This window comes from Acinetobacter sp. 70_2 (assembly GCF_056736115.1).
Window position 1 is genome coordinate 1,956,302 of sequence record NZ_JBWZIP010000015.1, and the last position, 16,579, is coordinate 1,972,880.

At 39.2% G+C, this 16,579-nt stretch carries 12 protein-coding genes and 1 tRNA gene; 5 read left to right on the top strand and 8 right to left on the bottom strand.

Annotated features, from left to right (window positions below):
* Positions 1–1,359 (top strand): argininosuccinate synthase, encoded by a 1,359-nt coding sequence (gene argG / locus AC1PJ9_RS18255; protein WP_311088020.1) that lies wholly within the window; start codon positions 1–3, stop codon positions 1,357–1,359.
* Positions 1,360–1,419: 60 nt separating this feature from the next.
* On the opposite strand, the gene AC1PJ9_RS18260 is transcribed toward argG, so the two are convergent.
* Positions 1,420–2,682: a GGDEF domain-containing protein gene (locus tag AC1PJ9_RS18260; RefSeq protein WP_311088021.1), complete on the bottom strand. Its 1,263-nt coding sequence runs from the start codon at positions 2,680–2,682 to the stop codon at positions 1,420–1,422.
* 149 nt (positions 2,683–2,831) lie between these two features.
* Here AC1PJ9_RS18260 and pyrC point away from each other — a divergent pair, with 149 nt between their 5' ends.
* The 3 genes from pyrC to AC1PJ9_RS18275 all read left to right on the top strand — a co-directional run bounded on the left by pyrC (position 2,832) and on the right by AC1PJ9_RS18275 (position 4,607).
* Positions 2,832–3,866 (top strand): dihydroorotase, encoded by a 1,035-nt coding sequence (gene pyrC, locus AC1PJ9_RS18265; protein WP_216135174.1) that lies wholly within the window; start codon positions 2,832–2,834, stop codon positions 3,864–3,866.
* On the top strand, positions 3,851–4,513 hold the full coding sequence (gene rnt, locus AC1PJ9_RS18270) for a ribonuclease T (RefSeq protein ID WP_004702976.1): 663 nt from the start codon (positions 3,851–3,853) through the stop codon (positions 4,511–4,513). The genes pyrC and rnt overlap by 16 nt, the downstream gene beginning before the upstream one ends.
* An 18-nt stretch (positions 4,514–4,531) precedes the next feature.
* A tRNA-Glu gene (locus AC1PJ9_RS18275) sits at positions 4,532–4,607 on the top strand.
* 85 nt (positions 4,608–4,692) lie between these two features.
* On the opposite strand, the gene AC1PJ9_RS18280 is transcribed toward AC1PJ9_RS18275, so the two are convergent.
* Entirely contained in the window at positions 4,693–5,280 is a 588-nt protein-coding gene (locus AC1PJ9_RS18280; RefSeq protein WP_311088022.1) for a DUF2726 domain-containing protein, read from the bottom strand.
* A gap of 329 nt (positions 5,281–5,609) precedes the next feature.
* On the opposite strand from AC1PJ9_RS18280, the gene AC1PJ9_RS18285 reads away from it, so the two are divergent.
* Positions 5,610–6,293, top strand: a complete 684-nt coding sequence (locus AC1PJ9_RS18285; RefSeq protein WP_311088023.1) for a glutathione S-transferase N-terminal domain-containing protein — start codon at positions 5,610–5,612, stop codon at positions 6,291–6,293.
* A 5-nt stretch (positions 6,294–6,298) separates the two neighbouring features.
* Here the strand turns inward: AC1PJ9_RS18285 and AC1PJ9_RS18290 are convergent, their stop codons facing one another.
* From AC1PJ9_RS18290 to AC1PJ9_RS18315, 6 genes are all read right to left on the bottom strand, one after another.
* Positions 6,299–7,543, bottom strand: coding sequence for an NADH:flavin oxidoreductase/NADH oxidase family protein (locus tag AC1PJ9_RS18290; protein ID WP_308965113.1), 1,245 nt, complete (start codon positions 7,541–7,543; stop codon positions 6,299–6,301).
* A 197-nt stretch (positions 7,544–7,740) separates the two neighbouring features.
* Complete coding sequence (locus AC1PJ9_RS18295; RefSeq protein ID WP_409070595.1) at positions 7,741–9,330, bottom strand: ABC transporter ATP-binding protein; 1,590 nt, start codon at positions 9,328–9,330, stop codon at positions 7,741–7,743.
* Positions 9,308–10,318 carry an ABC transporter permease gene (locus tag AC1PJ9_RS18300; protein WP_311088025.1) on the bottom strand — a complete coding sequence of 337 codons (1,011 nt, stop codon included), beginning with the start codon at positions 10,316–10,318 and terminating at the stop codon, positions 9,308–9,310. The genes AC1PJ9_RS18295 and AC1PJ9_RS18300 overlap by 23 nt, the downstream gene beginning before the upstream one ends.
* Positions 10,318–11,370: a microcin C ABC transporter permease YejB gene (locus AC1PJ9_RS18305; protein WP_311088026.1), complete on the bottom strand. Its 1,053-nt coding sequence runs from the start codon at positions 11,368–11,370 to the stop codon at positions 10,318–10,320. Before AC1PJ9_RS18305 ends, AC1PJ9_RS18300 begins: the two co-directional genes overlap by 1 nt.
* A 29-nt stretch (positions 11,371–11,399) precedes the next feature.
* Positions 11,400–13,235, bottom strand: a complete 1,836-nt coding sequence (locus AC1PJ9_RS18310; protein WP_311088027.1) for an extracellular solute-binding protein — start codon at positions 13,233–13,235, stop codon at positions 11,400–11,402.
* A gap of 15 nt (positions 13,236–13,250) precedes the next feature.
* Positions 13,251–16,472 (bottom strand): LysM peptidoglycan-binding domain-containing protein, encoded by a 3,222-nt coding sequence (locus AC1PJ9_RS18315; protein WP_311088028.1) that lies wholly within the window; start codon positions 16,470–16,472, stop codon positions 13,251–13,253.
* Between the last annotated feature and the right edge of the window lie 107 nt (positions 16,473–16,579).

Sequence of the window (16,579 nt, forward strand, 5' to 3'; positions counted from 1 at the left end):
ATGTTAGGATTAGCAATGACTGATAATGCAACTATCTTGCAGCATGTACCAGTAGGCAAAAAAGTTGGGATTGCCTTCTCCGGTGGTCTAGACACTTCAGCTGCTTTATTGTGGATGAAACAAAAAGGCGCTGAGCCTTATGCATACACTGCAAACTTAGGCCAGCCAGATGAAGACGACTACGATGCAATTCCACAGAAAGCAGAACAATACGGCGCTGTAAAAGCTCGCTTAATTGACTGCCGCTTACAATTGGCGCTTGAAGGTATTGCTGCAATTCAGTGTGGTGCATTCCATATCAGTACAGGTGGTGTTCCTTATTTCAATACGACTCCACTCGGTCGTGCAGTAACAGGTACTATGCTCGTTACTGCAATGAAAGAAGATGATGTAAACATCTGGGGTGACGGTTCAACTTATAAAGGTAACGATATTGAACGTTTCTATCGTTATGGTTTGTTGACCAACCCAAATCTTAAAATTTATAAGCCTTGGTTAGATCAAAACTTTATTGATGAGCTTGGTGGCCGTGCAGAAATGTCACAGTTCCTCATTGACAACGGTTTTGACTACAAAATGTCAAAAGAAAAAGCGTACTCAACTGACTCAAACATGTTGGGCGCGACTCACGAAGCAAAAGATCTTGAATACCTAAATGCTGGTATTAAAATTGTTGACCCAATTATGGGCGTTGCTTTCTGGAAAGAAGAAGTTGAAATCAAACCAGAAGAAGTCACTGTACGTTTTGAAGAAGGTGTCCCTGTTGCGTTAAACGGTCAAACTTTTAACAATCCGGTTGAACTTATTCTTGAAGCAAACCGTATTGGTGGTCGTCATGGTTTAGGTATGTCTGACCAAATCGAAAACCGTATTATCGAAGCGAAATCTCGCGGTATTTATGAAGCACCGGGTATGGCCCTTCTTCATATTGCTTACGAGCGTTTGGTTACTGGTATTCATAACGAAGATACGATCGAACAGTACCGTATTAATGGTTTACGTTTAGGTCGTTTACTTTACCAAGGTCGTTGGTTCGACTCTCAAGCACTTATGTTGCGTGAAACTGCACAACGTTGGGTTGCTAAAGCGATTACTGGTGAAGTGACGCTTGAACTTCGTCGTGGTAATGACTACACCATCATGAACACTGAATCTCCAAACTTAACGTACGAAGCTGAACGTTTAACTATGGAAAAAGGCGATTCAATGTTTACGCCAATGGACCGTATTGGTCAATTGACTATGCGTAACCTCGACATTACCGATACACGTGCAAAACTTGGTATCTATACAGATGCTGGTTTGCTTTCAATCGGTCAAGGTTCTGCAATCCCTCAATTAGACAGTAAGAAAAAATAATTTTCTTATGATGTCAAAAAAGCCACCTCTATAGGTGGCTTTTTTATATTTAAAGTTAAGTTAGGTAATTTCTGCAACTTGCAAAGGTTGATAGTAAATTTGATTACGGCCAAGTTGCTTTGCCCGATATAATGCCTGATCTGCTGCATGAATTAAGCTATCTTGTCCCATCTTTAATCCACCCGTATATACGGTAAACCCTAAGCTGATAGTGACATACTTCGACACTAACGAAGCGGCATGAGGAATAGCTTGTCGTTCAATGGCTTTATAAATATTTGCTGCCACTGAATAAGCACCCTGTGCAGGTGTTTCAGGTAACAGTACGACAAACTCTTCCCCCCCATAACGCGCAACAAAATCGACATGACGAATCGAGTTTTTAATTGCAGAAGCAATAGATGAGATGACTTTATCCCCCATCTGATGCCCATAAAAATCGTTATAGTTTTTAAAAAAATCAATATCGATAAATAAAACAGCTAAAGGACGTTTCTCTTGATTTGCTCGGTAATAGAAAAAATCAAACATCTCATCAAAGGTACGACGATTCGAAATTTGAGTAAGAGCATCTTGTTGACTTAAATGCAGTAGTTCAGATGCTTCTATCCGTAAAATCTGCTCATTAATTTCAGCAAGTTGGTTATTTAAAAAAAGACTTCGCTCTCTTGAGATGAGCATCGTGCTAATTGAAAAACCTAAAATACAAGTACCAAATAAGGCACGACCCAGCGCGATATAATCACAATTTACGTTTAATAAATTAAGAAAAACAAAAACCAGTATTGCCGCTGATAAGCCAACATAAAGCATATGCAAAGGTTTTATGCCGCTCAAAATAAACCCAAGCATATATAAAAATGAAAGAAGCAGCATCGACTGATTTTTAAGAGCCATATTTCCAACACTAAGCAACAGCATGGCACTTGTAATAATTGATAAAAAAACAATGCTACAGGCAGCAAAATAAAAATGCTTAGAGAGTTTTTTAAACCTAGCAAATACCCAAAATACTAAAAGTGCAAATGCAATATTCATTGCACTTAACAAACAGTAGACGAAATCTAAAGTTATATAAGGCACCCCGATTACAAAGTAGTCTGTCGGCAACACCAGTAAAATAAAAATGATATAAGTGAGTACACCACTTGCTAAAAATTTTGAGATGTTTTGCCGAGTTCGATCGAGGTTTAAAAGCCAGAATTTTTTTTCAAGTTGTTTTGGCAAAGGCATATTGGCATAACGATGGGTATGTAGAGTAACCAAATACTCGATTTCTTCTTTAGATTTGAGTAATTGATGGACATTTCCCCTATTCGCCACTAGTCGATTCCTACATATTTCGCGTTAACAAAATATAACATTAATTTTTAAAGCTCCCTGCGCTTTATTTTGCCATTTGTCCGTAATTCTCGTTACCATTTTCACACTTTATCGATTATCATTTGTTTTATTTCGAAGTTTGAACTGCCTTGAACTCTATTACCCTGCTCCAGCCAGATGATTGGCATGCACATTTACGTGATGGTTTAGCATTAAAACGTACTGTTCCAGATTTGGCTAAACAATTCGCTCGCGCGATCTGTATGCCTAACCTTGTGCCGCCTGTAAAAACAGTAGAAGAAGCTTTAGCTTATCGCGAACGCATTCTTGCTCATGTTCCAGAAGGCAATAATTTTGACCCTCGTATGGTGCTTTATTTTACTGATCACACTTCACCAGATGAAGTTCGTAAAATTAAAGAATCAGAACATGTAAATGCAATTAAACTTTACCCTGCGGGTGCGACCACAAACTCAGACAATGGTGTGAGTGATATTCGCAAAGTTTATGCAGTCATTGAGCAATTAGAAGAGCATCAAGTGCCGTTATTGCTTCATGGTGAAGTGACTCACAATCATGTAGATATTTTTGATCGTGAAAAACGCTTCCTAGATGAGGTATTATCACCATTATTGAAACAGTTCCCGAAACTTAAAGTTGTGCTTGAACACATTACGACAAGTGATGCAGCACACTTTGTTTTAGAACAAGACCGTAATGTTGCAGCAACAATCACTCCTCAGCATTTATTATTTAACCGTAATGATATGTTGGTTGGTGGTGTTAAACCGCACTTTTACTGCTTACCAATTTTAAAACGTCAAACACATCAAACGACTTTACTTGAAGTTGCGACAAGCGGTAATCCTAAGTTTTTCTTAGGTACAGACAGTGCCCCTCATGCACAAAATGCAAAAGAGAATGCTTGTGGCTGTGCAGGCTGCTATAGTGCTCCTAATGCAATTGAGCTTTATGCACAAGCTTTTGATCAAGTTGGTAAATTAGAGCGTTTAGAAGGTTTTGCAAGCCACTTTGGTGCAGACTTCTACGGTCTACCACGTAATACTTCTACCATTACTTTGGTTAAAGAAGACAACCTCGTTCCCGAATCTTTTGATTATTTAGATGATCAGAAAATTATCCCGCTGCATGCCGGGAAAACGCTGCAATGGAGAAAAGTGTGACACAAGAAAATTCTGTCCCGGTCATTGGCCAACGTTTTCGTGGCTTCTTACCTGTTGTTGTCGATGTTGAAACGGCAGGTTTTAATGCCCAGACAGATGCATTGCTAGAAATCGCGTGCATTCCAATTGTGTATGATGCTCAGGGACAATTTGTCCCTGGTCCTGCATTTCATGCACATATTAACCCGTTTGAAGGTGCAAACCTCGATCGCCGTTCTCTCGATTTTATTGGTATTGATCCATTCAATCCAATGCGTATAGCAATGGCTGAAGACGAGAGAACTGCGCTACGTCGTATTTTTAAATCAGTCAATGAAGTTCGTAAACAACAACATTGTACTCATGCAGTACTTGTAGGTCATAACGCGCATTTTGACCTTGGTTTTTTACAAGCGGCAATTGCACGTACAAGCACGAAAAACCAAAACCCATTTCATAGTTTTTCAGTCATGGATACAGTTACTTTAAGTGCAGTTATGTTTGGACAAACCGTGCTTGCTAAAGCATGTATTCAAGCTGGAATTGAGTTCGATGGTAAAGAAGCACACTCTGCTCTATACGATACTCAGAAGACTGCTGAACTGTTTTGCTATATTTTGAACAAACTGTCTCCTTACCTACTTGACAGTTTAGTGGCGGCTTCTTAAGATACCGCCATCCTCAACGTCCCTATCGTCTAGAGGCCTAGGACATCGCCCTTTCACGGCGGTAACCGGGGTTCGAATCCCCGTAGGGACGCCATATTCTTTCTATAAAGAATCATCGCTTCAAATTATTTTATCTCACTTCAAATTTCATCCATGAGATAAATTTTTTATTTCCAAAATCAAGACTTCAACTTTACTTCATCAATATGTTGTGTGGGTTGTATATCTGGATCATCTTTCTCAATAATTATTGCATCAGCAACTAACTTTGTTTTTGTTAAATCTGGTTCTATTAAAACTTGAGCTAATGAACTTGATGTAATATTAAAATCACGATGTATTTGTACTAGTTCTGGTGTTCGTTTATAACGTATGACTTTAAAACCTGCTTCGTGAATTAAAGCATCTCGCTCTGCATCAAACTTTTCTTTCCCTTTGTGGCTAGAATCATCTAACTCAACAATAGCAACGATATTAAATGCTTTATCCAAGACAACAAAATCAGCAACTTTTCGATTAAATAAATTACGCGTCGCGTATCCTTGCGCTGTCATAAAAGCGCTGAAAGCAACTTGCGCTAAAATAATATGTTCAGGCAAAGCTTCCTTTAATTTCATAAAAGTAGGTTGTTCATTCATAGTAATAATACGCTTTCCCTTGATTGGGTTACGTTTTGCATTTCTATTTTTGCTTTCCCCTTTCTTTAAAACACTTAAAATCGCTAATACCATTATGGCTATTAAAAATATGCCAACTATCGCAAACATCGAACTTCCCCTAAATAAGTATAAAAACTATTTTGATTTTCAGAAATACTATTAAAAACGGCTAGTTATGCCATCTGCTGTGAAACGATTTTATTCTTTTAGTAGGCTAAAACATAATTGTACATATTTGAGCCAGCAGTATAACGCATGTTAGCAACTTCGGTGATCAAGATCTAATCGGTTTTAAGACCCACAACTTTACCAGCAGTAATTTCTATGCCAAGCCTCTCAAAAACATTATAAATTTATGATTTATAAATATTTTATTATACTTAAATTCTTTTCTACCCTATACTAAAATTAAATCAAAACTATAATTTGAACATGACATGCAAATTCGATTATTTCATTTACAAAATTCACGCTCTCAACGCATTATTTGGTTTTTAGAAGAATTAGGACTCAACTATGAGCTCATCACTAAATATCATTCGGACGAAAACAAAAATAATAACTCGCCGCATCAGTTATCAAAATTTCCAACCCTCGAAATTATTGAACACGAGCAATCTTCAATTTTGGCCGAAACCTCAGCAATCCTAGATTATTTCTCTCATTTACACCCACAATTGGGACAGAATAATTTAGGAAACCAACAACTAAAAAATTTTTATTATTGGAAAAATTATTGTGAGGCAACATTCATTCCCGATCTGGTACTCAAACAAATCTTTCAACAAATTGCTGAGCGTACTCCTTTTCCAGTACGTTTCATTCCAAAGCTTTTAAAATATGGATTCGATCAAGGTTATCTCAATCAATCATTACAACAACACATGAGCATGATCGATAAACATTTAAAGCACCACTTATGGTTTGCTGGAGATCAGTTTACTACTGCTGATATTTTGATGTGGTTTCCGTTATTGGCTTGCTCACCAAATTACAGCCAGTTTAAACATATACAACGTTATCTGACCCAAATAGAAAACAGACCTGCCTTTAAAAATGCTTTAATTAAAGGTCAATGGTCTGCTTCTACTTTTCAGACTTACTGGGCTATTGCTTGGTAATTTATTTATGCAGATTTACGTGAATTCATGCGCCCTTGAACAACGGCCTTAATATTGCCCTTCGCGTAATTTAAAAACACAATTAAAGGCGATAGTTTTGGATTTGGCTTTTTACCCTGCCCAATTGCTTTAAATTGTGCTGCGTACCAAATAATTTCCATAATCGCCATTTTATCGACAAAAGGTAAACCTGTTTTAATTGGTTTTACGGCGTAGCGAACGTCTTGGCCTGCGATTAAACGGTCAGTTAAATCTGTTTCAACAGCAAGTGGACGAGCAATACCAATAAAGTCGCACGCCCCACTTGCTAGAGCAGCATTCATGCCTTCTACAGTACGGAAGCCACCTGTCACCATAAGTTTACATTTTACATGCTGACGGATTTTTTCAGCGAAGTCTAAGAAATATGCTTCACGTGCAATGGTACTTGCTTTACGTTTATCGGCTTTAGCGCCAGCCATTGCTGGTGCTTCGTAAGTACCACCTGAAATTTCAATTAAATCAATTCCTGCTTCATCAACGGCTTTAAATACCGAAATCACATCTTCTTCACTAATACCACCGCGCTGGAAGTCGGCAGAGTTGAGCTTCACTGAAATAATAAAATTCTCTGAAGTTGCTTCACGTACCGCTTTATAAACTTCTAGTAAAAAGCGAGTACGGTTTTCAACTGAGCCACCCCACTGGTCTGTACGCTTATTGGTTAATGGCGATAAAAACTGGCTAATTAAATAGCCGTGTGCACCATGTAACTGTACCCCTTCAAAACCAGCTTTCTCACAAATGCTGGCAGCTGTTGCAAAGCGTTTAATAATATCCAAAATTTCTTCATGTGTAAGCGCACGTGGAGTGCCAAACATAGTCGCTAAAGCTGGACTAAAAGGAACTGCCGAAGGTGCCACTGTTTCTTTATTTAAGCCTTTAGGGCACTGACGACCTGGGTGAGACAATTGAATGAGCTGTACCATTCCATATTGTTTACCGACCGCTGCCCATTCTTTTAAACGCTCTAGGTCACGCTCAGTTTCAATCACCACCACGCCTGGTTCGTTTTTGGCTTCGAAATTGACCATGACGTTCCCAGTAATCGCACAGCCTAAACCACCTTTAGCCCATGCACCATACAAGCCCAAATGTAAGTCATTTGGCTGCCCCTCATAGTTTGCAAGTGCCTCACTCATTGCACCTTTAATAATCCGGTTTTTAAATGTGGTATTTCGAATTGTGATTGGTTGTGCAATCTGGCTCATGGTTAACCTCTTTTAATATTTTAGAGCAATTACTCTAATTTAGATGAGTTATAGGTCATGTCATAGGTCATGTCAAGGGGAAATCGATAACTGACAATAGCACATGTCAAATTTAAAAAGTATAGAGAAATGCAACTTTTTGCATTAAAAATTTAAATAAAATTTATTTTTATAAAACATAATCTTATTAAATAAATTTAACAACTTGCCGCAATTAACTGCTTGGTATATTCAGTTTTTGGGGCATTAAACAACTGCTCAGTCGGCTGATATTCCATAACTTTTGCATGTCGTAATACCATCACTTTATGACACAGTGCTTTGACCACATTTAAATCATGACTAATAAAAATATAGCTCAAGTGCTCTGTTTGTTGTAAACGTCGTAATAATTGAATCATGGCTTTTTGCGTGGTTCGGTCTAAGGCAGACGTTGGTTCATCTAAAATTAAAAGTTTAGGTTGAACCACTAAAGCTCGCGCTAGAGCAACGCGTTGACGTTGCCCACCCGAAAGCTCGTGCGGATAGCGATGTTGAAAGTCTTCAGCCAACTCAACTTTTACCAAAGCAGATTCAACTTGCTGTTTGATCTCGCTATCAGCCACTGCTTTCACTTTTAACCCTTCGGCAATAATCTGCCCTACTGTCATACGCGGGTTTAAGCTACCAAATGGGTCTTGGAATACAATTTGTAAGTCTGACCTGATCTTACGCAAAGCTTTTTGTTCTAGGCGGTTTATATCTTGCTCTAGAAAATTAATCTGCCCCTCACTTTTAATTAATCGAACCAGAGCCAAAGCCAATGAAGATTTTCCGGATCCACTTTCACCCACAACGCCTAATGCTTCGCCTTGAGCAAGCTCAAAATTTACATTTTCAACCGCATTGGTATAACCCTGAATTCGGTTAAAGAAACCACGTCGTATTGGATATTTAACATTGAGTTGTTGAACAGATAAAATTTTATGACTGGTTAAAGGTTGCTCAGCGAAACCAAGATTATGATCTAACAATTGCTGGGTATAAACTGAAGTTGGGTGTTCAAAAATCTGTTGAAGCTTACCTTGCTCTACAACTTGTCCTTTATGTAATACAATCAGTTCATTAGCATAACGGCGTACCAAATTTAAATCATGGCTAATCAAAATCAGCGCCATGCCATATTTGCTTTGCAAAGATTTTAATAATTCTAAAATTTGCGTCTGTAAAATCACATCAAGCGCAGTAGTTGGTTCATCTGCAATTAAAATCTTAGGTTGAAGTGCAAGCGCAGCCGCAATCATCACCCGCTGTTTTTGTCCACCTGAAAGCTCATGCGGATAACGTTTTAAAATGTGCTCACAATTAGCAATTCCTACATCTTTTAATAATTGAATTACCTGCTGTTGAGCTTTCGCTTTTGACCCACCTTGTAAAATAAAATTTTCACCTACAATTTTTTCAACTCGATGTAATGGGTTTAAAGTTGTAGAAGGCTCCTGAAAAATCATGGCAATTTGGCGGCCACGTATGTGTGTTTGCGTCTTTTCGTCTATTTCTAAAATATTTTTTGAATCAATAATAATACGACCAGATGTTTTTAATTTTTCTGGTAATAATCCCATCATCGCCAAACAGCTTATTGTTTTACCTGAACCACTCTCACCTACAATTGCAAGCGTATCACCAGCTTGTAAGTGTAAATTGAGACCTTCTAATAAAGGCCGATCTTGCGTAGAGATTGAAAGGTTTTCTATATTTAGCAATCTAGCATCTACATTTAAGTTATTTTCTTGGGTCAAATGCATCACGTGCCGCCTCCCCAATATAAATTAATAATGACAATACAAAAGCTAAGCTAAAAAACCCAGATAAAGCCAACCACGGTGCGTCTAAGTTATTTTTACCTTGCAACAACAATTCACCTAAAGAGGCCGCATCTGGCGGTAAGCCATAGCCCAAGAAATCGAGTGCTGTTAAAGCAATAATATTGGTGGTCAGAATAAAAGGTAATTGCGATAAGCTAGAACTTATAGCATTTGGCAAAATGTGCTTAAAGATAATTGCTCTATCATTTACACCTAAAGCCTGAGCCGCACGCACATAGTCAAGTTGACGCGCTTTTAAAAATTCAGCACGGACAATTCCCACAAGCACAGTCCAGCTAAAGAACAACATAATAAAAAATAGCCAATATACATTTGGGGTAAACATGCTGACCAAAATCATGACCATAAACAGCATGGGTAAACCATTCCAGACTTCTACCAGTCGTTGCCCTAACAAATCGACCCAGCCACCATAGTAGCCTTGTATAGCACCTACAAAAATCCCAAGTAGTGCTGCACAAGCTGTTAAAGCCAAGCCGAAAAGTAATGAGACTCTTAGCCCATAGAGAATACGTGCAAGCACGTCTCGCCCTTGGTCATCTGTTCCTAACCAATTCTGCTTGGAAGGTGGCGAAGGCACAGGTACAGCTAAATCTAAATTAGGTGTCTGATAAGAAAACTGAATGAGCGGCCAAATTGCCCAACCATTTTGATTAATTAGCTCTTGTACAGCAGGGTCTTTATAATCTGCTTCTGTTTCAAATACACCACCAAAAGTGGTTTCGGGATATGCCTTAAAAACAGGCAAATAATAAGCGTCCTCATATTTCACTAGCAATGGTTTATCGTTAGCAATGAGTTCAGCAGCTAAAGACATCACTAAAATGAGGCTAAACAAGATAAAGCTTATCCAACCAAGTTTATGTTTCCTAAACTTTTGCAGCCGTGACCGCACAATCAAAGACATTATTTGCCTCCTTGTGCATCAAAGTGAATACGCGGATCAATCCATTGATACAGCACATCACAAATAAGTCGTAAAAGCAGACTAAAAAGCGTGAAGAAAAACAATACACCAAAAATAACCGGATAGTCTCGCTGAACAATTGCTTCAAAGCCTAACAAGCCAACACCATCTAGATGAAAAATAATTTCAATAAAAAGATTTCCAACAAAGAAAATGCCTGCTAAAGCCTCTGGTAATCCAGCAAGAACCACTAAAATGGCATTACGAAATACATGTTTATATAAAACTTGCTGGCTATTTAAACCTTTTGCATAAGCTGCCAAGACATAAGGTTTATTGAGTTCTTCTAAAAATGAATATTTGGTTAGGTAAGTTAGGCTCGCAAAACCACCTAACACCATGGTAATAAGCGGCAACGTCATGTGCCATAAGTAGTCCGTAATTTTTCCGAAAAAATTCAATTGATGAAAGTTATCTGACACGAGGTTTTGCAATGGAAACCAGTGAAAATATGACCCACCTGCAAAGAAAACAATAAGTAATATAGCAAAGACAAAACTTGGTACTGCGTAACCTACTACAAGTAATAGAGAGGTAGAACGGTCAAACCAAGAACCTTGTTGTTTGGCTTTTTTAATACCAAGCGGAATTGAAATAAGATAAATCAGCAAAGTGCTCCATAGCCCAAGCGAAATCGACACAGGCATTTTTTCCCAAAGCAGCTCAACTACTGGTTTATCTTTAAAAAAGCTTTGTCCAAAATCTAGAGTTAAATAACCTTTTAACATCAACAAGAAACGTTCTACTGGAGGATGGTCAAAACCGTATTGTGCTTTAATTTGCTCTACCATTTCGGGGCTTAATCCTTTAGCACCCTGATAGTACATTTCAGTACCTAATATCCGCCCTGCTCCTACGCCACTTTCTACCTCATGGATTGCTTGTTCTACAGGTCCACCCGGCGCAATTTGCACGACCACAAAGTTGATCAATAAAATAATGAACAACGTTGGAATCATTAAAAGAAGTCGCTTCAGAATATATGAACCCATATAACAGGATTTCCTTTAGGTACGTGCTTTTATTGTTGATGTAAATATTGGGCAACTTTTTTGGCTTGGTTTGGATTACTCCACCAATACTCTATACCAGCAGAGAGCACGGGTTTCACTTTAGGTTGCTGATACATATTCCAGTATGCATACCAATAATCACCTTTTCCATAAGTCGGAATTTGGTAATATCCTGCACGAAGTAATCGATCAAGAACATGAGTATAAATAATTTGCTGCTCACGGTCTTTGGCAGTGACCAGTTTTGAAATAACTGCATCAATGACAGGATTACGAATCCCAGCGTAGTTATAGTTACCATCTTGACCTGCTGCGGCACTTCCCCAGAACTGAGCCTGTTCATTGCCCGGATTTAAAGATTGCGGCAAGTTCATGGTGGTCATGTCAAAATCATAACGGCGTGTACGCTCTAAATATTGCGGCGCATCAACCTGCCGTAAATTAATATTAATTCCTAATTTTTTTAAATTTCTTACAAATGGCATGAGTGTTCTTTGTTTGCCATCTTGCTGAATAAGAAACTCAATTTGTACAGGCTTGCCTTCGGGCGTATATAACTGCCCTTCTTTAATTTTATAGCCTGCCTGAATGAGTAATTGTCTTGCGATTAATAAGTTTTGACGGTTAAAACCACTGGCATCTGAGACTGGATATTTCCAGTCTGCCAAAACAGCTTTTTGCATGACTGGAGAAAGCTTTGGTAATAAAGGCTTTAGTATGGCCAGTTCATTCTTTGAAGGATGACCTGCTGCTGCCAACTCACTATTTTCAAAATAACTTTGCAGTCTTTGATATTGTCCATAAAACAAAGCTTTGTTCTGCCATTCAAAATCATAGGCATAGGTTAAGGCTTGTCTAAAGCGAATATCGTTTAAAGGTTTTCGTCGTGTGTTAAACACATAACTTTCAGTTGCAATCGGGTTATGGTGTCTAAATTTATATAAAGTGACTAAACCTGCTTTTACCGCTGGAAACTTGTAGTCAGTGACCCATTTTTTAGGATTAGTTTCTTCATGCAAGGTATATTGCCCAGATTTAAAACCTTCGAATGCAATATCCCAATTTCGGTAATAAACATATTTTAAATGGTCGAAGTTATAGCGCCCTTTATTAATAGGCAAATCTTTGGCCCAATAATTCGGGTTTCGTTTATAGCTAATACTACGTCCAGCATCAATCTTCTCAACCACATAAGGCCCTGAACCTACAATCGGTTGCAAGGTAATACGAGTAAAGTCACGGTTCGTCCAATCTGCTTTTGAGTAAATCGGCAAGCTCGCCACAACAAATGGCATTTTAGGATTATGACTAGACTTAAAAGTGAATTTAACTTGATGTGGGTTAATGACTTCTGTTTTTGCCAAGTCTGCAAGATACATTTGTAGACCAAAATTAGATTTGGTCTGATACGTATCAAAGCTAAATTTTACATCTGTCGCGGTTAAAGGCTGACCATTACTAAAACGAGCTTTGGGATTTAAATAGAAAGTAACGGATTGGGTTCTTTCTGGGTCATACGAAACTTTCTCGGCTAAAAGTGGATATAAAACCCCAACTTCATCGAGTGACTGAGTCATTAAAGTATCAAAAAGATAATTTACACCTTCTGTCGCGTTTCCCTTCCCATTCATGCTGTTTAAGTTATCAAAAGTCCCTTGCGCAGCCCGACTCAACACTCCACCTTTAGGTGCATTTGGGTTAGCATAAGGCATAGCAGCCATTGCAAGGTATTTAGGCTTAGAATGAATTGCGATATAAGGCGTGATTTGCTGCGCAGAGAATACAACTTGTGAAAAAACACTGAGCCCGACTAGCAGGCTCAGTTGAGAATATAACTTTTGCATAAAGTTCTAATTATTCTATAAATTAGGCACTTTAATAATATCGCCAATACGTAATTGAGTCGACGGTGTTAAGTTGTTGAGTTCCGCCAGTAAAGTGGTTTCTAGACCATATTTACTCGCAAGACCAATTAAGGTATCACCACGTTTAACTTTGTATTCCACTACAGTTTTTGGAATCACAATATTTTGGCCGCGCTGTAGGTTAGCATTTGCTTTTAATGCATTCATTTCAGCAAGTTCACGAACTGAAATACCTGCACGGCTCGCAATCGCATTTAACGACTCACCAGCTTTAACCGTATACTTTTCAGTATTTTTACCTGCTGCAACAGGTTTAGCTGATGATTTTGCTGTATCAGCTTTCGCAGTTTCTACAGTAGGTACATCACCTGTTAGCTTTAAATGCTGACCGACACGCACACTGCTGTTACGAGACAAGCCATTTAATGCAGTCAGGTAATCTAACTGTAAATGATAACGGCTGGCGATGCTTCGTAAGTTATCACCAGATTTAACAGTATAAGTATCTGGTGTTTCTTCTTTGGCATTTTTAGTCGTAGCCTTGCTCGATGTTTCAACCTCACCTGTCAATTTTAAACGCTGACCAGCACGAACACCTGCTGTGCGAGATAAACCGTTTAAATCAGCCAAATAACTGGTTTGTAAGTTATATTTAGCCGCAATCGCATGTAAGCTATCGCCCGACTGAACAACATAGTGGTCTGGAACACTTACGCCCGCAGGTACTTTCAAGTTTTGACCAAGCTGTACATGGCTACTCGCTTTTAAGTTATTCAGTTCTGCAAGTTCGGCTAAACTAATTTTAGACTTGGTCGCAATGCTTGATAATGTATCGCCACGCTGTACTTTATAACTTTCAGTCTTATACGACGGCCCTGCTGCAAGTTTTTCATATTTGCCAGAAGCTTTGTTGTCATCAGATTCATCAACAGCAGCAACTTCTTTTGCAGGTACATTAATTTTCTGGCCAGCCATTAAATTACTACCAGCTGACAACCCTGGTGTTAGCTCTGCCAATTCCTGATTAGATAATGCATAACGATCTGCAATTAACTTCAAATACTCGCCGCGTTTAACTGTATAGCTCTTTGTTGCAATACGACGTGTACTTGCCTGAACAGCTTTAGGCTCTGCCTTAGCAGAGTTACGGTTGCCTTTAGGCTCTTTCAAATGCAGCTTTTGGCCAACAAATAAGCCATCACTGACAGATAAATCGTTATATTCAGCAAGCTGTTTTACTGACAAATTAAATTGATTTGCCACGCCTGTTAAACTGTCATTTGCTTGAACGACATATACATCAGGTTTAGCTGCTGATTTTGTCGTAGACTCAACCTCTTGCGGTTTAGCATCATACAAATACAGGCTAGTTCCTACAAATAGAGTCTTTTCAGGATCAATCTGGTTCCATTTGGCAACATCACGCCAGTTGACCCCATTTTTCATTGCGATAATCGCTAATGTATCGCCCGGTTGTACGGTATAAGTACTACGCTTACCCTTAGGCTGTACAACAACAACATCGGTATCGGTTTTAATATAAGGCTTATCTTTATTACGCTGTGCTTCTTCAGAGTTTGCAACGCTTGCATCTTCAGTTAAAGTTTTCGGATAAGCAAAACCTTTACTTAACTCTTTACCTTGTTGTTCAGCAACCGACAGGCTCGTCTGAATCGCAGTTAACTTAATTTTGCCATCGTAAGGATCAACAATTTCGGTACCTTGCGGTGCAATTGCCTTTAACTCAGCAACCACTTGGTCTTTTTCAGCTTGAGTGGCCTGTGGCTGTAAAGCTTGCTCAACAGTTTCCTTCTCACCTTCAGCACGAACCGCTGCTAAAATTTTCTCACGCTCAACAGCTGAAATTGGTGGTTCTGTTCTTACTGGCTTAACATTGGTTGCAGGAGTTACTGCAACTGGAATACGAGGTGCGCTTGGCACATCAGCTGAGGCTGCAAAAGCAGCTAAAGCATCAGAACCACGCGGTGTTGAACCTTTTACCGTCACAGAGCTGCTGGTTGTTTTAGCAGGTGTCGTTGGTCTTACAGGCTGAACCTGAGTCGCTGGTGTCGTTTTAATTGTGACTGAACTTGAAGGACTTGTTGTCGGTTTAGACGGCGAAGTGACATTTGCCCACCAACCTGAACCACCACCCGCTTTCATTCCTTTCAATTTATTATCAACTGATGGGCTTACATCAGCCGGAATTAAAATACGCATTGGACTTGCTGGATCTACTGTTTCACCACGATAGCCCGGGTTTAATGCATATAACTCGGCACGGCTAAGACCACTGACCGAAGCAATTTCATTTAAAGACAACGGCGCAGATAATGTCACTTCACGGAAATGGGGTCTATTCGCAATTGGTGGTAATGAAACCCCGTAAGCGCGTGGATTTTTAATAATTTGAGCAACTGCCAAGAAACGTGGAACATAGTTCATAGTTTCTTGTGGAAGTTTTAATGACCAGTAGTCAGTTGGTAAACCAGCAGCTTGGTTACGGTTAATCGCCTGTTGGATACGGCCCGGACCAGCATTATAAGCTGCCAAAGCCAATTCCCATGAACCAAACTGGTTATATAAGCTTCCTAAGAACTCATATGCAGCACGTGTAGATTCAACAACATCACGACGGCCATCATACATACCAGTTTGTTGTAAACCATAAATACGACCAGTACTTGGAATAAACTGCCATAAACCTGCTGCTGCCGCACTACTTGTTGCAGCAGGGTCATATGAACTTTCAATTACCGGTAATAATGCAAGTTCAGTTGGAAGACCACGGCGTTCTGCTTCTTTAACAGTATGATATAAATAACGACTTGCGCGAGCACTTAAACGGTCAAGGTAGGGCTGACGTGAAATAAACCAACTACGCTGCGCTTCAATACGCGGATCCCAGTGATCGAGGTCCATTTTAAAGCCCACAGCCATACGCTTCCAAACGTCACCGTGTTTTAAAATAAGTAAACGATCACCCTCTACAGCACGCATATCTGTTGCTGAAAGTAAATCTTCTAACGAGTCTAGACTGCTTGCATCAAGATAGCCTGCTCCACTGACCTGTTTTGTTTTCGAGGTTTTTGCAGATTGCGGAGTCGAAGAGCAGCCTGTTGTAATACCCAACGCAGCTAAAGCAGAGCTAAGTACTGTAATTTTGAATAATGATGCTGCAGATGGCTGCCACACAAATGTGGTTGGTTTATACATAAAAACTTCCAAACAACTCGCGTAATATTTCTTGGGGTCTGCCCACAAACCCTAGGTCTTCGATGCCATTGTAGTAAAGCATGCAAGATAGACAAGGCAATAATTTA

Bases quoted from the DNA above. Each gene is read 5' to 3' on its own strand.
- argG (WP_311088020.1), top strand. From the start codon at position 1: ATGTTAGGATTAGCAATGACTGATAATGCAACTATCTTGCAGCATGTA.
- rnt (WP_004702976.1), top strand. From the start codon at position 3,851: ATGGAGAAAAGTGTGACACAAGAAAATTCTGTCCCGGTCATTGGCCAA.
- AC1PJ9_RS18280 (WP_311088022.1), bottom strand. From the start codon at position 5,280: ATGTTTGCGATAGTTGGCATATTTTTAATAGCCATAATGGTATTAGCG.
- AC1PJ9_RS18285 (WP_311088023.1), top strand. From the start codon at position 5,610: ATGCAAATTCGATTATTTCATTTACAAAATTCACGCTCTCAACGCATT.
- AC1PJ9_RS18290 (WP_308965113.1), bottom strand. From the start codon at position 7,543: ATGAGCCAGATTGCACAACCAATCACAATTCGAAATACCACATTTAAA.
- AC1PJ9_RS18295 (WP_409070595.1), bottom strand. From the start codon at position 9,330: ATGCATTTGACCCAAGAAAATAACTTAAATGTAGATGCTAGATTGCTA.
- AC1PJ9_RS18300 (WP_311088025.1), bottom strand. From the start codon at position 10,318: ATGTCTTTGATTGTGCGGTCACGGCTGCAAAAGTTTAGGAAACATAAA.
- AC1PJ9_RS18305 (WP_311088026.1), bottom strand. From the start codon at position 11,370: ATGGGTTCATATATTCTGAAGCGACTTCTTTTAATGATTCCAACGTTG.
- AC1PJ9_RS18310 (WP_311088027.1), bottom strand. From the start codon at position 13,235: ATGCAAAAGTTATATTCTCAACTGAGCCTGCTAGTCGGGCTCAGTGTT.
- AC1PJ9_RS18315 (WP_311088028.1), bottom strand. From the start codon at position 16,472: ATGTATAAACCAACCACATTTGTGTGGCAGCCATCTGCAGCATCATTA.